General features: G+C 41.2%; 18 protein-coding genes. 12 read left to right on the top strand and 6 right to left on the bottom strand.

What is annotated here, in order from left to right:
• Positions 1-10: 10 nt before the first annotated feature.
• Positions 11-973 (top strand): amidohydrolase family protein, encoded by a 963-nt coding sequence (locus tag BLS69_RS07510; RefSeq protein WP_091029963.1) that lies wholly within the window; start codon positions 11-13, stop codon positions 971-973.
• 83 nt (positions 974-1,056) lie between these two features.
• On the opposite strand, the gene arr is transcribed toward BLS69_RS07510, so the two are convergent.
• Positions 1,057-1,473, bottom strand: a complete 417-nt coding sequence (gene arr / locus BLS69_RS07505) for an NAD(+)--rifampin ADP-ribosyltransferase (RefSeq protein ID WP_047843187.1) — start codon at positions 1,471-1,473, stop codon at positions 1,057-1,059.
• A gap of 387 nt (positions 1,474-1,860) precedes the next feature.
• Here arr and BLS69_RS07500 point away from each other — a divergent pair, with 387 nt between their 5' ends.
• The 3 genes from BLS69_RS07500 to BLS69_RS07490 are packed head-to-tail and all read left to right on the top strand — an operon-like array spanning position 1,861 to position 3,442.
• Positions 1,861-2,343 (top strand): MarR family transcriptional regulator, encoded by a 483-nt coding sequence (locus BLS69_RS07500; protein WP_017688279.1) that lies wholly within the window; start codon positions 1,861-1,863, stop codon positions 2,341-2,343.
• A 20-nt stretch (positions 2,344-2,363) separates the two neighbouring features.
• The gene (locus BLS69_RS07495; protein WP_091029962.1) at positions 2,364-2,939 is read left to right on the top strand and encodes a nitroreductase family protein; all 576 of its coding nucleotides are present in this window, start codon (positions 2,364-2,366) and stop codon (positions 2,937-2,939) included.
• Positions 2,940-2,956: 17 nt separating this feature from the next.
• The gene (locus tag BLS69_RS07490) at positions 2,957-3,442 is read left to right on the top strand and encodes a nitroreductase family protein (RefSeq protein ID WP_091029960.1); all 486 of its coding nucleotides are present in this window, start codon (positions 2,957-2,959) and stop codon (positions 3,440-3,442) included.
• 31 nt (positions 3,443-3,473) lie between these two features.
• Here BLS69_RS07490 and BLS69_RS07485 read toward each other — a convergent pair whose 3' ends face one another.
• On the bottom strand, positions 3,474-4,418 hold the full coding sequence (locus BLS69_RS07485) for an NAD(P)-dependent oxidoreductase (protein WP_091029957.1): 945 nt from the start codon (positions 4,416-4,418) through the stop codon (positions 3,474-3,476).
• A gap of 180 nt (positions 4,419-4,598) precedes the next feature.
• Between BLS69_RS07485 and BLS69_RS07480 the strand changes: the two genes are divergently transcribed.
• The 3 genes from BLS69_RS07480 to BLS69_RS07470 all read left to right on the top strand — a co-directional run bounded on the left by BLS69_RS07480 (position 4,599) and on the right by BLS69_RS07470 (position 7,044).
• On the top strand, positions 4,599-5,159 hold the full coding sequence (locus tag BLS69_RS07480) for a helix-turn-helix domain-containing protein (protein ID WP_091021004.1): 561 nt from the start codon (positions 4,599-4,601) through the stop codon (positions 5,157-5,159).
• 215 nt (positions 5,160-5,374) lie between these two features.
• On the top strand, positions 5,375-6,607 hold the full coding sequence (locus BLS69_RS07475) for a CynX/NimT family MFS transporter (RefSeq protein ID WP_091029955.1): 1,233 nt from the start codon (positions 5,375-5,377) through the stop codon (positions 6,605-6,607).
• A 5-nt stretch (positions 6,608-6,612) separates the two neighbouring features.
• The gene (locus BLS69_RS07470; protein ID WP_091029952.1) at positions 6,613-7,044 is read left to right on the top strand and encodes a universal stress protein; all 432 of its coding nucleotides are present in this window, start codon (positions 6,613-6,615) and stop codon (positions 7,042-7,044) included.
• A gap of 240 nt (positions 7,045-7,284) precedes the next feature.
• On the opposite strand, the gene BLS69_RS07465 is transcribed toward BLS69_RS07470, so the two are convergent.
• On the bottom strand, positions 7,285-8,130 hold the full coding sequence (locus BLS69_RS07465) for an MBL fold metallo-hydrolase (RefSeq protein WP_091029950.1): 846 nt from the start codon (positions 8,128-8,130) through the stop codon (positions 7,285-7,287).
• Positions 8,131-8,414: 284 nt separating this feature from the next.
• On the opposite strand from BLS69_RS07465, the gene BLS69_RS07460 reads away from it, so the two are divergent.
• On the top strand, positions 8,415-9,269 hold the full coding sequence (locus tag BLS69_RS07460) for a manganese catalase family protein (RefSeq protein WP_091029948.1): 855 nt from the start codon (positions 8,415-8,417) through the stop codon (positions 9,267-9,269).
• Between the two features lie 94 nt (positions 9,270-9,363).
• On the opposite strand, the gene BLS69_RS07455 is transcribed toward BLS69_RS07460, so the two are convergent.
• Positions 9,364-9,633 carry a WGxxGxxG family protein gene (locus BLS69_RS07455; RefSeq protein WP_091029945.1) on the bottom strand — a complete coding sequence of 90 codons (270 nt, stop codon included), beginning with the start codon at positions 9,631-9,633 and terminating at the stop codon, positions 9,364-9,366.
• 148 nt (positions 9,634-9,781) lie between these two features.
• Here BLS69_RS07455 and BLS69_RS07450 point away from each other — a divergent pair, with 148 nt between their 5' ends.
• Positions 9,782-10,300, top strand: coding sequence for a DUF3231 family protein (locus BLS69_RS07450; protein ID WP_091034868.1), 519 nt, complete (start codon positions 9,782-9,784; stop codon positions 10,298-10,300).
• A 428-nt stretch (positions 10,301-10,728) separates the two neighbouring features.
• Here the strand turns inward: BLS69_RS07450 and BLS69_RS07445 are convergent, their stop codons facing one another.
• On the bottom strand, positions 10,729-11,763 hold the full coding sequence (locus BLS69_RS07445; protein WP_091029944.1) for a zinc-binding alcohol dehydrogenase family protein: 1,035 nt from the start codon (positions 11,761-11,763) through the stop codon (positions 10,729-10,731).
• A 136-nt stretch (positions 11,764-11,899) separates the two neighbouring features.
• Between BLS69_RS07445 and BLS69_RS07440 the strand changes: the two genes are divergently transcribed.
• Entirely contained in the window at positions 11,900-12,298 is a 399-nt protein-coding gene (locus tag BLS69_RS07440) for a winged helix-turn-helix transcriptional regulator (RefSeq protein WP_091029941.1), read from the top strand.
• Between the two features lie 223 nt (positions 12,299-12,521).
• On the opposite strand, the gene BLS69_RS07435 is transcribed toward BLS69_RS07440, so the two are convergent.
• Positions 12,522-13,403 carry a LysR family transcriptional regulator gene (locus tag BLS69_RS07435; protein WP_091029940.1) on the bottom strand — a complete coding sequence of 294 codons (882 nt, stop codon included), beginning with the start codon at positions 13,401-13,403 and terminating at the stop codon, positions 12,522-12,524.
• Positions 13,404-13,554: 151 nt separating this feature from the next.
• On the opposite strand from BLS69_RS07435, the gene BLS69_RS07430 reads away from it, so the two are divergent.
• Both BLS69_RS07430 and BLS69_RS07425 read left to right on the top strand, forming a co-directional pair.
• Positions 13,555-14,607 carry an NAD(P)H-dependent flavin oxidoreductase gene (locus BLS69_RS07430; protein WP_371129034.1) on the top strand — a complete coding sequence of 351 codons (1,053 nt, stop codon included), beginning with the start codon at positions 13,555-13,557 and terminating at the stop codon, positions 14,605-14,607.
• A gap of 92 nt (positions 14,608-14,699) precedes the next feature.
• On the top strand, positions 14,700-15,551 hold the full coding sequence (locus BLS69_RS07425) for an alpha/beta fold hydrolase (protein ID WP_091029935.1): 852 nt from the start codon (positions 14,700-14,702) through the stop codon (positions 15,549-15,551).
• The last annotated feature ends 86 nt before the right edge of the window (positions 15,552-15,637 follow it).

Raw genomic sequence — 15,637 nt, 5'->3', positions numbered from 1 at the left:
CTGATCACGCATGTTTAATCCTGTCATTGATGTTCACCACCATATCATCTCTAAAGAAATGCAACGAAAGCAGCGGGAGCTAGGAATGGAGATTCCAAGTTTTATGCCGAAGTGGACGCCCGAGATTGGGATGCAAAAAATGGATGTATGTGACATCTCGTTTTCATTCCTTTCAGCCCCGTCAGACCTGACGTTCATCGACCAATCTTCTGCCAACACATTGGCACGTAAAATGAATGAAGAGCTCGCATCGTATGCTCAACTTCATCCTGAGCGGTATGGTGCGTTTGCAACGCTTCCACTCCCGGATCCCGCAGCAGCCATGGAAGAAACCTTGTATGCACTTGATGTTCTCGGGATGGATGGTGTTGCAATGCTGACAAGTTATCAGGGGAAATATTTAAGCCATCCGGATTACACCGAATTGTTAACCGAATTGGACCGACGCAGTGCTGTTGTGTTTCTGCATCCCATCCTCATACCGCAAAAAATCGCTGGACTTAGTCCTGCGCTGCTTGAGGGCACCTTCGATACGACGCGGGCCGTCACTACGATGGCTGTTCATCGCATTTTCGACCAATATCCATCCATTCAGTTCATTCTTCCCCATACCGGGGGCATGGTTCCTTATATCAAATGGAGAATTGCGCTTGCCGCCATCGGGCAAGATTCGATTCAGGTTGAAACAACACCGGAACAATTTCAAGCTGAAATAGCCAAACTGGACCACCTTTATTATGATTCCACGTTGAACCTCGGCACAATCCAAAAGTTGATTGCGCCTGATCGGATTCTGTTCGGAGCGGACATACCTTGGCCAGCGGACAGCGTCCTTCGTATACAGCGGGAGTCAGTATTCCATGAAGCACAGCAGATCAGCGAAGAAAACGCGAAGGCGATCGCTTATGGTAATGCCTTTCGTCTATTTCCCCGCATTTCTAAGCTTTTTGATATACAGAAAAAGTTAATTTAAAGTGACAGGAAACGATAAATCAATCATTTTAAGAAAGCAGCTGATCCAATGATCGGCTGCTTTTATTCAGCTAACGAGAGGAATCAATCATATATTATATTTTTTCCTTCTTCACTTAATTTTCTCAAAGATGTAATCATGTGATTAATCTCTTCTTCAGAGTGTCTTTCCCATGAAGCTAATTCAGCTATTATTTTAAGTGGCGATTTAGATCGATATGAACGTGTTGGATTTCCAGGAAACTTTTTATCAGTTACGTTTGGATCACTTTCAAAATCTCCTAATGGTTCTACAATGTAGATTCTTTCTTTTGCATTAGATCTTGCCAATTCAGCACCCCATTTGGCAGCATTTAATGTTGCAGTAAAGTATATATGGTTAGAATTTTTCTCTTGATAATTTGATAAGAACTGTGGTTCTAATAAATCACCAATTTGCAGTTCTGCTTTTGTACCATGAAAAAAAGGACCTTGATCTATGATCACTTTTTTGTCATCCATACTGATCCACCTCTTCTTTTTTAGTTTTGTATCTAGCAGTATAGTGTAGGAATTCTAAAAAAAACAGTCTATAAAAAAATAAAAAATAACGGTATAATTTAAGTAGAGAGAATGATACTGAGTCCAATAACCCAAGTTTAAGAAAGCAGCTGATCAGCGTGATCGGCTGCTTTTGTTTAACTAACGAGCAGGTTAAAAGATAATCCGTTCAAGGCAGGTCTCTGGCCTGGATTATAGAGTAATGTTGTAATGCCAGAGAATATAGTTGATAAGCATTATCATTCATGTTATATTGTTCACTAGTAAACTAAATATAAGAAATTATTTAGAAAAACCCCATTATTTAAATGATATTTTTGTTTATAAGTAAATAAGGAGCGATCCAGGATGATCTCAAAAGATCGAACAAAACAGTTGCTTTATGACCAATTTATCCGTTTTTTACATGTGTATGAGAACCACAAGGATACAGAAATCGAGCATTTCCTAAGTATCGCCCAGCGAGAAAGCATCGAGAAAATCCCTCAGCATTTGACCGCGGTTCATATGATAGACTGCATAGGCAAGCATGAGCCTATTAACAACACGGGTATTGCCGAGGCGATGAATTTGTCCAAAGCAAGTATCACCAAAATTGGAAACAAACTGCTGGAGGAAGGATTCGTCAAACGTACAAAAATGAACGACAACAAAAAGGAGAGCTATTTCCGGTTGTCACCGCAAGGCAAAAAGATCTTTGAACTGCATGAACGTTTGCATATACATGAGGCTGAGCGCTTCTATCGTACTCTCGACAAATATTCGGAAACGGAGCTAAAAGTAATCCATCAATTTCTTCAAGACAGCAGTATAAATATTGAATCCAGATAGAACAAAGGAGAGTGAGGCATTTGAGTCTGGCGGAATTGATCAGGGAGCGCAGGAGTATTCGTAAATGTAACTCTACGCCGGTGGACCAAGAGTTAATTGTAGAATTACTGCGTAAGGCTATAGGGCTTCAACCATCTGTCGAGTCTGGCTCGTGGCGTGTAGTATATGCCGGAACGCCAGAAGCACGCAAACGGTTGGTGGACTGCATGCTGGAACAGATGTCACAAAGCAAGCTCGGCAAGCTGATTCCAGGGAAACTTCTGGATGTTTTTAAAAAGAGATTTACCGATATTCCTGCCCACGTCATTGTTATGTCGACTGTAGGACCGAATCGTCTGACCAATGACCGTAATTATGCGGCTGCCTGCGGGGTGATGCAGAGCTTCCAACTGCTGGGCTGGGAACGAGGGTTAGGAATGTTGTGGGATACAGAGTCCATGATTCAGCATGAAGGGTTCTTCAATGGAATTGGCTTACGTGAGAATGAAAGATTTGTTGGTATTCTTCATATAGGATATTACGACAAAGCGCCAAGAAGTCGGAAAAGGACACCAGCTGAGCAGAAGTGGACCGTATTGCGAGGACAGTCTACATAGAAGAGGAGGATGTAAAAATGAAATTGTCAGATCTGGAAGGAGACATGGCCGGTCCGAGTGAGTTTTTGGAACAATCGGTATCGCAGGATCTAATCCTTGAATTGCTTAATCATGCCGTATGGGCGCCAAATGATGGCCTCCGAGAGCCGTGGCGATTCATCTTCGCCGATAACCGGTATGGGGACATCATGCAGGGATTACAGGAGCCTGCCCCTGCATATCTTCTGGTCTTGGTGAAGGAAGAGGCGGATCAACATAAGCGAGAAGAGGACTTTGCGGCTGTCTGCTGCCTAATTCAGAATTTTCGCTTGCTGGCTCATGAGCAAAGTCTGGGTGTGCGCTGTACCTTGCATGACTGGATGTACGACCCGAGCCGTACTGAAATGTTTGGTGTACAGAGTAACGAGCGCATTGCTGCGGTTCTGGAATTGGGATACGGTGCAAATCAGTGGAAAGGGAATACTGAGTTACCTGAGACTCAACTTCATTTTGAACTGCTGTAGGGTGGCGATCAATTTTTATTGCACCAAAACATCATAACTGATTGAGCTTGCTTTCAGGCTCCTCACCATTTTCTACACGTTTTATATTCTTGATAAAGAAATCATATCTTGTTTTATGAAATTTCCGACCATCAGGCATTCCCGCTGTATGGGGAGTAAGTATCACATTACCCAGATTCCGGAGCTCACTGTCAATCGGAAGCGGTTCAGATTCAAACACATCCAGGCATGCGCCTGAAATATCTCCGTTTTTTAATGCATCAATCAAGTCTCTTTCGTTGATAATGCCGCCGCGGGCTGTATTGATAAAAAGAGAGGTATTTTTCATTTTTTTGAATGCCGTTTTGTTGATCAGCTGTTTGGTTTGCTCATTCAAGGGTACATGTACACTGACTATATCCGATGTGCTTACAAGAGTATCGAAATCCGTCATTTTCACAAAACCGTCCGATTGGACAGTGACATTTCTCGCATACGCCAGCACATTCATATCAAAAACCCTGCAAAACGCAGCAACTTTTTTTCCAATAGCACCCAAACCGATAATCCCAATCGTTTTGCCCTTTAATTCACTCCCTGTATAGTCCAATTGATTTTCATCCATCTTGTTTTTCATGAAAGTATCAAGAAACGGTATGTTTTTATAATAAGACAATATCAGTGCCATTACGTGCTCGGCCACTGCCTGTGCATTCACCCCTGCAGCATTGGCCACCCAAATGCCGAGCTGTGTACAGGCAGGGACATCCACATTATCAAATCCTGCACCCGTCTGTACCAATTTTAATTTTTTTGCATTAGAAAGCAGGCTGTGGTCCACTTTAATATGTTCAGGAATGATTACCTGGCAATCTTCAATATGATGCAGCATTTCTTTTCCGGGCGGAACAATTACAACGTTCCAGTCTTGCGGAAAACACCTTGCAATATTTGATTTTGAGGTTTCGCTAAAATAGCCAACGATGAGAATTTTCATTGCTAAACCACCTTTCATAAGCTACCATTCTTCGAATAAAACCGTTTGATGCTCGTCATTGTATCCTTTTAATTCAATTTTATCAAGAAAATCTCATCACGTTCTATTGAACCGGAATGGAAAAGAATCTAGATAAACAATATACTAGCTATATAGTTTTTTTGTTGAGGTGAATATCAAATGGATGAAATCGATGAGTCAAAACAAATTGTATTACAAATCGGCGGTGCATTAAAAAAGTATAGAAAAGAAAAAAACATGACCTTAGACGACTTATCAGAATTAACGGGCGTAAGCAAACTTACTCTGGGGAATATCGAACGTGGCGAAACAAATCCAACTTTAGCAATTATATGGAAAATTTCAAAAGGAATATCCTTACCGCTATTGGCTTTGTTCACATCAGAGAAACCTGTTAGTTTGTATCGAGCAGGGGAGGGATTGCGGTTTTCTAATGATGAAAAAAATTGGATCATTGAACCCGTCTTTAAAAGCAACGATATTGAAATGTGTCGGGCATACTTACAGCCTAATAGCTCGTATTACCCTGAAGGTCATCATGTGAATACAACTGAAATTGCGACAGTAATGACGGGTTCCATTGAGTTACAAGTCAATGGAGAGATTTACACATTGAATCAATATGATACGATCAGTTTTCGTGCAGATTATCCTCACGCTTATACCAATCATACGAATAACGAAACAGTGCTCCATATATCCTTAAAGTATGGCTTCTAAAAGCCGAAAATCCACTTATTAAATACAACTCCGAATTTCATGACGGGAATTCAGAGTTGTATTTTTTTAATCAATTTTAGTATGTTATAAAATAATTATTGTTTATAAAAGTATATTATACTATACTTTTATTATTCGCGCGGATGTTATAGCAAAGTTTTTCAGCCAACAAGAAGCAAATATTAGACTTAAGAATCAGGAAGGAGAAATGAAGAATGCCGAATAAACAAAATAATAAATTCGTGCCATCCTCTGTAGCGCTGATCATTCTCGGCATTATTGTTATTGCAGCTAATTTACGTACTCCCTTAACCTCAGTTGGTCCTTTAGTGGGTTTTATAAGGGATGACGTTCATATTTCAAATACATTAGCAGGCCTGATCACAACGGTACCCTTGCTTGCCTTTGCTTTATTATCGCCTCTTGTACCAAAATTAGGACGGAGGTATGGGGTTGAGCGTATCATTTTGATTGCCCTAATCTTTTTGACTGTTGGTATTGTAATACGATCTTTATCTGGCGCAGTTAATCTGTTTATTGGAACAGCAGTTCTTGGATTCGCCATTGCCATATGTAATGTATTATTGCCAAGTATAATCAAAAGGGATTTCCCAAATAAAATTGGCTCCATGACAGGAGTTTACTCCATTTCGATGAATTTATGTGGAGCAATCGCATCGGGAATCAGTGTACCGCTAGCCATGAACGCAGGGCTAAAATGGCAGGGAGCATTGGGAGTATGGGGGATTCTAAGCTTTGTATCGATCCTCTGTTGGTTACCCCAATTAAGAAATCAAACGAAACAAACAGCCAAGACAAGTCAACAAATGGTCAGTAATGATGTGAATGTATGGCGATCCCCGCTTGCCTGGCAAGTAACCTTGTTCATGGGTATACAGTCTATGGTTTTCTATGTATTGATCGCATGGTTGCCTGAAATTTTAAAGCAGCAAGGAATTGACTCCAACCAATCTGGATGGTACCTCTCGATCATGCAGTTAGCGATGCTTCCATTTACCTTTATTGTTCCTGTTATTGCTGGGCGTATGTCTAACCAACGTTTGTTAGTGGTCATCACAACCATTTTGCTTTTGACGGGGACGCTCGGACTTCTTTACGGAAGTTCTAATGTCATTCTGTTGTGGATCGTCATACTCGGAATTGGTGGAGGCTTCGCCTTTAGTTTGGCTATGATGTTTTTCGGGTTACGCACTGAAAATGCGCATCAAGCAGCGGAACTATCTGGCATGGCCCAATCGATCGGATATCTTCTTGCCGCAATCGGTCCAGCCCTTATAGGATATCTGCACGATGCAACAAATAGTTGGAACCTGCCACTTTTCATTCTACTTGGGGCTTCCGTGTTACTCTTTATAGTTGGTATCGGAGCAGCAAGTAATCGTGTTGTAGGTAGTCGAAATGGTTACGAATTGCCACGGAAAGGGTGATAACTATGTTTGACAAAATTATGGTGGCCATTGATAAATCTGAAATAACGAACAAACTCCTTGATGCAACCGTTGAAATAGCCCAAAATAAACAAACTCAAGTTACCTTGGTTAATGTCAGCCAGGATTATGTGTCAAATGGCATGACGTATGTACCAGAGAATTTTTTGGAAGACATACTGAACGAAATGGAGAAAGAGAGTTTGGAACAGTTGCATCAAGCGAAATCTAAATTAAAGTCTGCGGGGATTAACCCGGAAACTGTTCATCTTAAGGGAGATCCTGCGCATGAACTATTGAATTATGCAAGGGATACCGAGCAGCAACTTATTATTATCGGAAGCCGTGGGCTAAGGGGCATTAAAGAAATGATGCTTGGAAGTGTCAGCCACAAGGTTTCACAGCTATCAAGTTGCCCAGTCCTCATTGTACATTAACTCCTCCAGGAACTGGGGAACGTTTGTAGTATGAATCAAACAGCGGCATTCCAGGATATTAGTGTCCTACAATGCCGCTGTTTCTATATTCCTATAGTTGCTCACATGCTGACGCTAAAGATGAAAAACCATATTCTATAATAACGCAAAAAAAAACGGCTAAACCTAAGTAAAGCCCTTCTTATGCAACTAGAAGGGCTTTGATCGGATGTTCAACCACTATGCTCGAAGGGAACAAAATTAGTTAACATACTTTCCATAATCCGGTACGGCAATTTGGTCAAACTCATCAACCAGTTTTTTCAGGCTTGTTGTCAGCAAGTTCCCCGACATGGGTAATCCATGGCCAGTTACAGCAACCAAGGGCTTTAAATTCTCAAGTTTAACAACAGAATGCTTTGCAGCTTCCCAATCTGTTGTTAAATAGCGAGGGGGGCCACTTATCTCCAATTCCTGAGTAAATACTTTATACATATACTCCTGTTTTACAGTAGCGAAAGCATCACCTGCGATTAACGCTCCATCACTTTCCCGAAACAAAGAAATATGCCCTGGAGAATGTCCTGGCGTATGAATCCATCTAAATCCTGGCATGTGGGGTACAGTTCCGTCAGGAGGTAACGTTTGTACATGGCTTCCAAGGTTTATTGGTTCATTCGGAAACGATGGGGACATCTTCGCTACCAAACCACCTTCAACTGTAGGATCTGGTTCCGGGTAGTTTTTCACCCCTGTGAGGAAGGGGAGCTCCAACGGATGTGCATAAACCGGAATTCCCCAGTGTTTGACAAGTTCGATCACCCCTCCGACATGATCAAAGTGTCCATGGGTCAAGATTACCGCTTTGGGGCGGCTGTTTACACCGAAACGCTCCTCAATGACAGAGATTATTTCATTTGCTGACTTTGGCATTCCCGCATCTACTAAAACGAACTCGTCAGATTCCGGTTTACCCACTAGACAGATATTGACGATTTGGATAGTGTAGCAAAATAAATCAGGTAATATTTCAATCCCCACACCATTTCCTACTGAAGTTACGGGGACGAACTTGTAATCTGTACCGTAATTCAATTCTTGATTCATTACTCATCCTCCTTGATTTGTTGAATTGACTTGCTGTAGTATACCCAGAAGTTAAAAATTATCCGACTTCCACAGACTCCACAGGTTGATTTGTAAAAAACAGTCGATTGACAAGAATAGAGGCGCATTTTGCATTCATGTCGCTATACAAGCGGCTTATTGGGAGAAAATCAAAGGAACACTACAAATGATAGAATACCAACAATTGGTTAATCACACATTTACATAAAATCAAGGGTGAATTAAATACTAAAAGTTGTAATTTACTTGAATGGAGGACAACCATGTTTTTTTATCGAGAAGATCTGATCAACATGATCGTCCCGGACAAGCCCGATCCGGCTGCCGCAAAAGTGTTACAGGAAACCCTTGGCGGACAATTTGGTGAAATGCGAACTATGATGCAGTATTTTTTTCAGAGTAGTAATTTCCGTGGGAAAGAGAAGCAGTATAGAGACTTAATTCGTGGTGTATTTATGGAGGAATTAAGTCATGTTGAACTGGTACAACAAACAATAAATCAATTGCTGACCGGAGCTGGAGCCGAGGGAGTAGGAAATGCAGGCATTGATGGGGCTCCGCTGGACGAAGCTATTAAACATGCCAACCCACATCATTATATTATGGGCGCTCAAAGTTCCCTACCTGTAGATGCTGCCGGTAATCCATGGCTCGGGAACTATGTATATGATCATGGCAACTTGGTAAGCAATCTGCTTGATAACGTTGTACTGGAATCAACCGGGGTATTACAAAAAACACGAATCTATGAAATGAGTAACAACAAAGCGTTCCGTGAAACTTTGGCATTTCTAATCGTTCGTGACAACGCTCACCAAAATGCATTCGCGAAGGCGCTGGAGACATTAGGCGTAAATTGGGGCAAAGCATTTCCTGTTCCCAATTACGATATCAACAAATATCCAGAGTGTCAGAAATATGTTGACCTCGGCTTCCACAATGCCCAATTTAACTTCCGTTTGGATAATACACGAATCGCTGAAGTATTCAGCGGTCAAACACCTAGTCGTAATGGTGGTGAGCTACAAGTCACGGAACCTCCTCAGGGATTCCCACTCCCGTATATGCCGGAGCTTCCAAATGAGCATAGCCCAGGCTTACATGATTTAAATACTTAAATAAAACGTAAAAAGGTAAGAAACAAAAAAGGAACCCATAAAACCAGGGTTCCTTTTTCCATCAAAGACGTAGGGAGATCAAAAACATAACCTGTTATCGAGTGGAATGATCGGATACTCTTTTACGCATTCCCGCTAAACCTAATAATCCAAGTAGACCCAGCCATCCCCAGTCCATATCATTATCGTTATCGGTCGCATTTGCCCTTACATTGTTTGCTTGATAATTAGAACTATTGTTTTGGTAGGTGTTAATGCCTCGTCCATCTTGGGCTGCTTCATTTACACCTTGAGCAGATGCAGGAACAGCCAAGGCACCTAATAGACAAATGGATACAACAACAGTTGTTATTTTTTTCTTCATAAGAGTTCCCTCCTGTATGTGTGATGAAGTTAATTTCTCCAAAAATCAGTTCCTTATTCCATTGGTATTTTATTACTTTTGAATATGTTGTTCATGAATATGGAACTATACTTTTGGTGGGAAATAAAATAAAAAAGGAGCTGTTATGGTGGGAATATTAAGTGGTAATCCAAAAAATGAACCTATGCATTATGGTGAAATCTTCAGCGTATGGCAATGTTCAACGGTTGCAAAGGGAGCTCTTTCCTTCTACCAAGCCTTTTTGAATCACGCAGGAGATAAGGATCTGAAAAAAATACTCGAAGCACTAATTGATCAAGCTAAATTAGAAATTAAAGAGTGCGATACCCTGCTGACAGATAACGGAATTGCTTCAACACCAGTATTACCAGAAAGACCTCCAGTAAAGCTTGAAGACATTCCTGTTGGTGCAAGATTTACGGATCCGGAAATAGCAGCAAGTATTGCTTCTGATACTTCAATGGGATTAGTGGCGTGTAGTCAAGTTATGGGCCAATCCATTAGAGAGGATATTGGCGCCTTATTTGCGAAATATCACGTTACTAAAACGGCTTTAGGCCTTCGTATTCTTCAAATGAGCAAAGAAAAAGGGTGGCTTATTCCTCCCCCTCTTCAGGTGAAGAGACCAGAAGCAGTTGAGGCTTAAATCTCTACTGACTCTGACATTCAATGGGACAAGTCGTTAGATAATTTGTAGTGCAGAAGTATGTATTTGTATTTGTATTTGCATTTGTATAAAGGAACCCCTCGTATACAGGTTTTGTTGTGCCCCCGCTGTGGTAAGCGGGGGCAATATAATGTTTAAGTAAGTATGATAATAATTCTTACTATAAGGTCAAAGATCATAAGAGATTACATAGAACAAATTGTCAGGTTAGAAAAGATAGTAGCTCAATTTTAGGGACGATCAACGTAGTCGGCTGTTTTTGGGCAGCAATTCGAAGGGATAAGATCTCGACGCGAGGTGAAGACATATAATCCATTTGCGAAGACTTCTTATGAGGTAAATTAGTCTCGAAAAAAAACGTTCCCACCCTTATTAGCAATTCAGCAGGGCAGGAACAAATATAGCTATTACTCGAAATTCTCAATTACAATCTTACCTGTCATACGTCCTTCTTCCAGTATCGCATGTGCTTTACGCAAATTGGCAGCATTGATGGGAGAGAGGATCTGGGCAACCGTAGTGCGTAAGCGACCTTCATCGATCATACGGGAAACTTCATTTAACAGGTTGTGTTGTTCAATCATATCCGCAGTCTGGAACAAAGGTCTGGTGAACATCAGCTCCCAGGCAAAAGTTACGCTTTTGTTTTTCAGCAAGGTCAGATCGAGCAGCTCATCCGTCTCCACAATGGAACAGATTTTCCCTTGGGGAGCAATGGCCTCGGCCATATTGACCCAATGTTTCTCCGTACTATTCAGGCAGAAAATATAATCAACATGCTCTAAACCCAGCGCTTTCAGCTGAGGGAGAAATGCTTCGTAATGATTGATGATGTGGTCAGCACCCATGTTTTTAGCCCACTCAGCCGATTTCGGTCGGGAAGCCGTGCCTATGACGGTCATACCAGCGTGTTTGGCCAGTTGTGTCGCAATGGAACCAACACCGCCCGCAGCGCCGATGATCAAAATCGTCTTGCCTTCGTTGCGCTCTGTGGCAGCAGACACGCCCAAACGATCAAATAATCCTTCCCAAGCGGTGATAGCGGTTAATGGCAGAGCTGCTGCATGCGCAAAATCCAGTGTTGCCGGTTTAAAACCGACGATTCTCTCATCGACGAGATGAAGTTCGCTGTTCCCCCCAGGACGGGCAATGCTACCGGCATAATACACTTCATCGCCGGGTTTGAACAGCGAAGATTCCGGTCCAACTTGTTCGACGACACCTGCAACGTCCCAACCGAGAACCTTTGGCGTGTTTTCGGTCCGATCTTTGGGAGCGCGCACTTTGACGTCGACGGGATTGACTGAAATGGCTTTGACTCGGATCAGCAAGTCTCTCCCTGTAGGTTCAGGTATATCCATCATAACGTCCAGCAAGCTCTCAGGTTGATTAATGGGTAAATACTTCAGCAAGCCGATGGCTTTCATTTGTCGGTTTGACATTGTCGATTCCTCCTTGAATGTACATCACTTATTGCTTTCTGGTTGTAATATAACGTATATTAACAATCATGAATAGTACGCACAATAGTGTGATGTAGTATCAATTTGTATACTGTTAAATAAGGAGGATAAATACATGCGTGACCGCAAATCGGGATATGGCCAATGCCCGAATGAAGAAGGTTGTCCCGTCGAGTATACGTTGGATGTCATTGGCGGCAAGTGGAAGGGTCTACTTCTGTATCATATGATCGAAGGTCCCGTACGATTTAATGAGTTTCGCAGAATATGTCCGACCATTACGCAGAGGATGCTGACTCTACAGCTTCGAGAGCTTGAAGAAGACGGGATCGTGCACCGTGAAGTGTACCCGCAAGTTCCTCCCAAAGTGGAATATTCGCTATCGGAATTCGGACGCACATTAGTGCCGATCATTATGGAAATGAAAATCTGGGGAGAAAAACACAAAAATTTATCAAGTGCTGCTTCTAGACAGACAGAAAACGTGGTTGAATCCATGATGGATTCAATGTGAAGTAACAGTAGAGTATTTCTTATAGTCTTTAATTAGTTAACTGCAATCTGTAACTCTCATTTAACTAACGGAAAACGATATCCTAATCAAAATAACAAGCAGCCAATCATTTAAGATTGGTTGCTTTTGTTTTAAATAACGGGCAGTATAGTTTAATTGGCGCAATAGACAGCCGGTTTAGCGACTTTTTTCGATACAAGTTGTGAAAAAAACTTGGTTAAGATTAGTGAAGTTTTTCGGAGAGATTATTATTCACTTCGACTAAAAAAGCAGATAATGCCGGTGTAGTTAAGGTGTCTTTACGCTTTACAAACATGGTTGTTACAGAAGAAAGCTTAGCGGGAAGTGGATGACTGATTACCTTTCCTCGATCCTCATAATCGGCAATTATTGAGTATGGGAGTAAAGTAATCCCTAACCCTGCACTTACACAAGCAAGAATTGTTTCAAGAGTTCCGAATTCCATTAGTTTGGCGGGTAGTAAACCTTCATCTTGTAAAACAGAATTAAGCTTGGCACGATATGTACATCCTTTAGGGAATACCAACATGGTATGATTTTGTAATTCATGGATAGAATCAACCCAAGGATGTGTAGGGGATGTTACGAGTACAAGTGTCTCTTCAAAAACTTTTTCCTGTGATAAATCAGGATGTTGTATAGGTCCAGAGACAAATGCTCCATGAAGTTCATAATGAAGAACTGCCTGAACCAGCTTTTCTGTTGGTCCGGTAATAAGAGAAAAGTCTACAGCAGGATATTTTAAATGATATTTAGCAATAACTGTGGGTAACCGAACCGCTGCTGTGGTTTCCATAGAACCAATAGTAAGAGGACCGGAAGGAATAGAAGCATTCCCGACTGCCGCTCTTGCTTCATCCATCATGTTTAAAATCTTTTCGGTATAAGATACCAAAACTTCTCCAGAAGGAGTAAGGGTAATTCCTTTTTTATGGCGATAAAACAATGTTGTCTGAAGCTCAGCTTCCAATTGCTGTACCTTGTTTGTGACATTGGACTGAGCATAGTTTAACTTTTTGGCTGTTTTGGAAATGCTGCCTTCACGAGCTGCTTGAATAAAAATCTCTAACAAATGAATGTCCATAAATCCTCCACTAAAATTAAAGTATCTGAAATCAAGATAGATAAGATCATGTTTTCGAATTATACATGATGGAAAGAACGGATGTAAACTAAACAATGAAGCAAGATAAATAAAGGAGGGAATAGCCATTTCTATACAACTAACCAACAAATTGTGTGAACTTTTAGATATTCGTTATCCCATTGTACTTGCAGGTATGGCCGGGATTCCTCATATGGTTCAGCTTGTGTCCGCAGTTTCTAATGCAGGCGGTCTTGGAACCTTGGGAGCTGCTTACATGACACCTGAGGAAATAAAGGATGCTATACAAGCCATTAGGAAGCTAACGGATGCCCCTTTTGCCGTGAATATTTTTTCTAACGTAGGTTCAGATAATTATGAAAACTTTGATGCGGTTAACAAAGAATTGAACATCATTCGTGAATCATTAGGGATACTATCTCCTGATAAACAAGAGATATGGACACCTGATCGCTTTGAAGAACAATTTCATGTTCTATTAGAGGAAAGGATCCCAGTTATTAGTTCAACTTTCGGCCTATTATCTGATTATCAAGTGCAACAAGCCAAATCATTAGGAATCAAGATTATAAATAAAGTAACTACTGTAGATGAGGCGATCCAGGCCGAAAGCCGGGGATGTGACGTTATCGTTGCTCAGGGTAGTGAAGCTGGAGGACATCGCGGGTCATTTGATACGTCATCTCGACCCTCCGGAGCTAATATTGGAACAATGGCACTTGTGCCACAGATTGTCGATCACGTAGAGACTCCGGTTCTTGCTGCTGGTGGAATTATGGATGGTAGGGGTCTCGTAGCCTCACTTGCTTTAGGCGCACAAGGTGTACAAATGGGAACAAGATTCCTAACGTCGACAGAGTCGGGCGCACATCCAGTCTATAAACGTGCATTGCTTGAAAGTACTGAGGAAAGTACAGTGATCACAAACGCATTTTCGGGAAGACCAGCACGAGTAATTCGAAATACATTTGTACAACACTGGGAAACGAGTCGGATTGAGCCTCTTCGGTTTCCTACACAGAATACTTTAACACGAGAAATTAGAAATGTTTCTGCTCGTCAGAATAATGCTGAATATATGGCACTTTGGGCAGGACAAGGAACAAGAATGCTTACAGCTGATCAAGCAGCAGGCGATATTATTAACCAAATAGTTACAGATGCTAGAAAAATCTTGATTTAATACACTAATTTCATGAGCACCGTCCGTATCAAACAGTTTTTGAATAAAAAATTATAAGATATTTTTTTAGAAATAGGAGATGATTACTACACGTGACAACTTACCATATAGTTGATGTAGATGGGATTGAAATCTTTTATCGTCAATCGGGATCAGCAGACAAACCGGTACTTATTTTACTGCATGGTTTTCCAAGCGCGAGTCACATCTTTAGGGAACTAATTCCTGTATTAGAAGAGCACTTTCATTTAATTGCTCCGGATTACCCAGGGTTTGGAAACTCATCATCACCTGAACGTACTGATTTTGAATATACATTTAATAATATTACGAATATCATCGAACGTTTTATCGCTAAGCTAAACCTTACTAAGTATGCATTATTTGTTTTTGACTACGGAGCACCCATTGGTTTCCGGATTGCAATGCGTAATCCAGAACATATCACAGCGATCATAAGTCAAAATGGTAACGTGTACCGTGAGGGCTTGGGGACAAAGTGGGCTGCAAGAGAAGAGTATTGGCAGAATCCAACATTGGAGAAGAGAGACAGTTATAGAACAGCCTTTGCACAAGATACGATTAAACATCAATATGTGGACGGAACGAAAAATAATTTGGTTTCTCCCGATGGCTACACTCTAGATCATGCTTATATGAATCGACCAGGAAACGATGAAAAGCAGTTGGATTTAATATACGATTACCAAACAAATGTGAGAATGTATCCACTGTTTCAGCAATATCTTCAGCAATATCAACCTCCTTTATTAGCTGTTTGGGGGAGAAATGATGTATCTTTTATACCTGCAGGTGCTGAGGCTTTTAAAAGGGATCTTCCCAATGCAGAGATTCACTTATTGGATACGGGTCATTTTGCATTAGAAACACACGCTAAGGAAATAGGAAAAATGATGGTTCAATTCCTTAAAAAACATAATTAATAACTGGGTATTGAACAGCGAATTAAACTAACGTGAAACAATAACTGAATAAACGACGAAAATGAAGCTGCCTGTATTGGACCGGC

The organism is Paenibacillus sp. CF095 (genome assembly GCF_900101225.1).
Taxonomy (GTDB): Bacteria; Bacillota; Bacilli; order Paenibacillales; family Paenibacillaceae; genus Paenibacillus.
The sequence above is the reverse complement of the archived record's forward strand: the minus strand, read 5'-3'. Positions and strand labels throughout refer to the sequence as shown.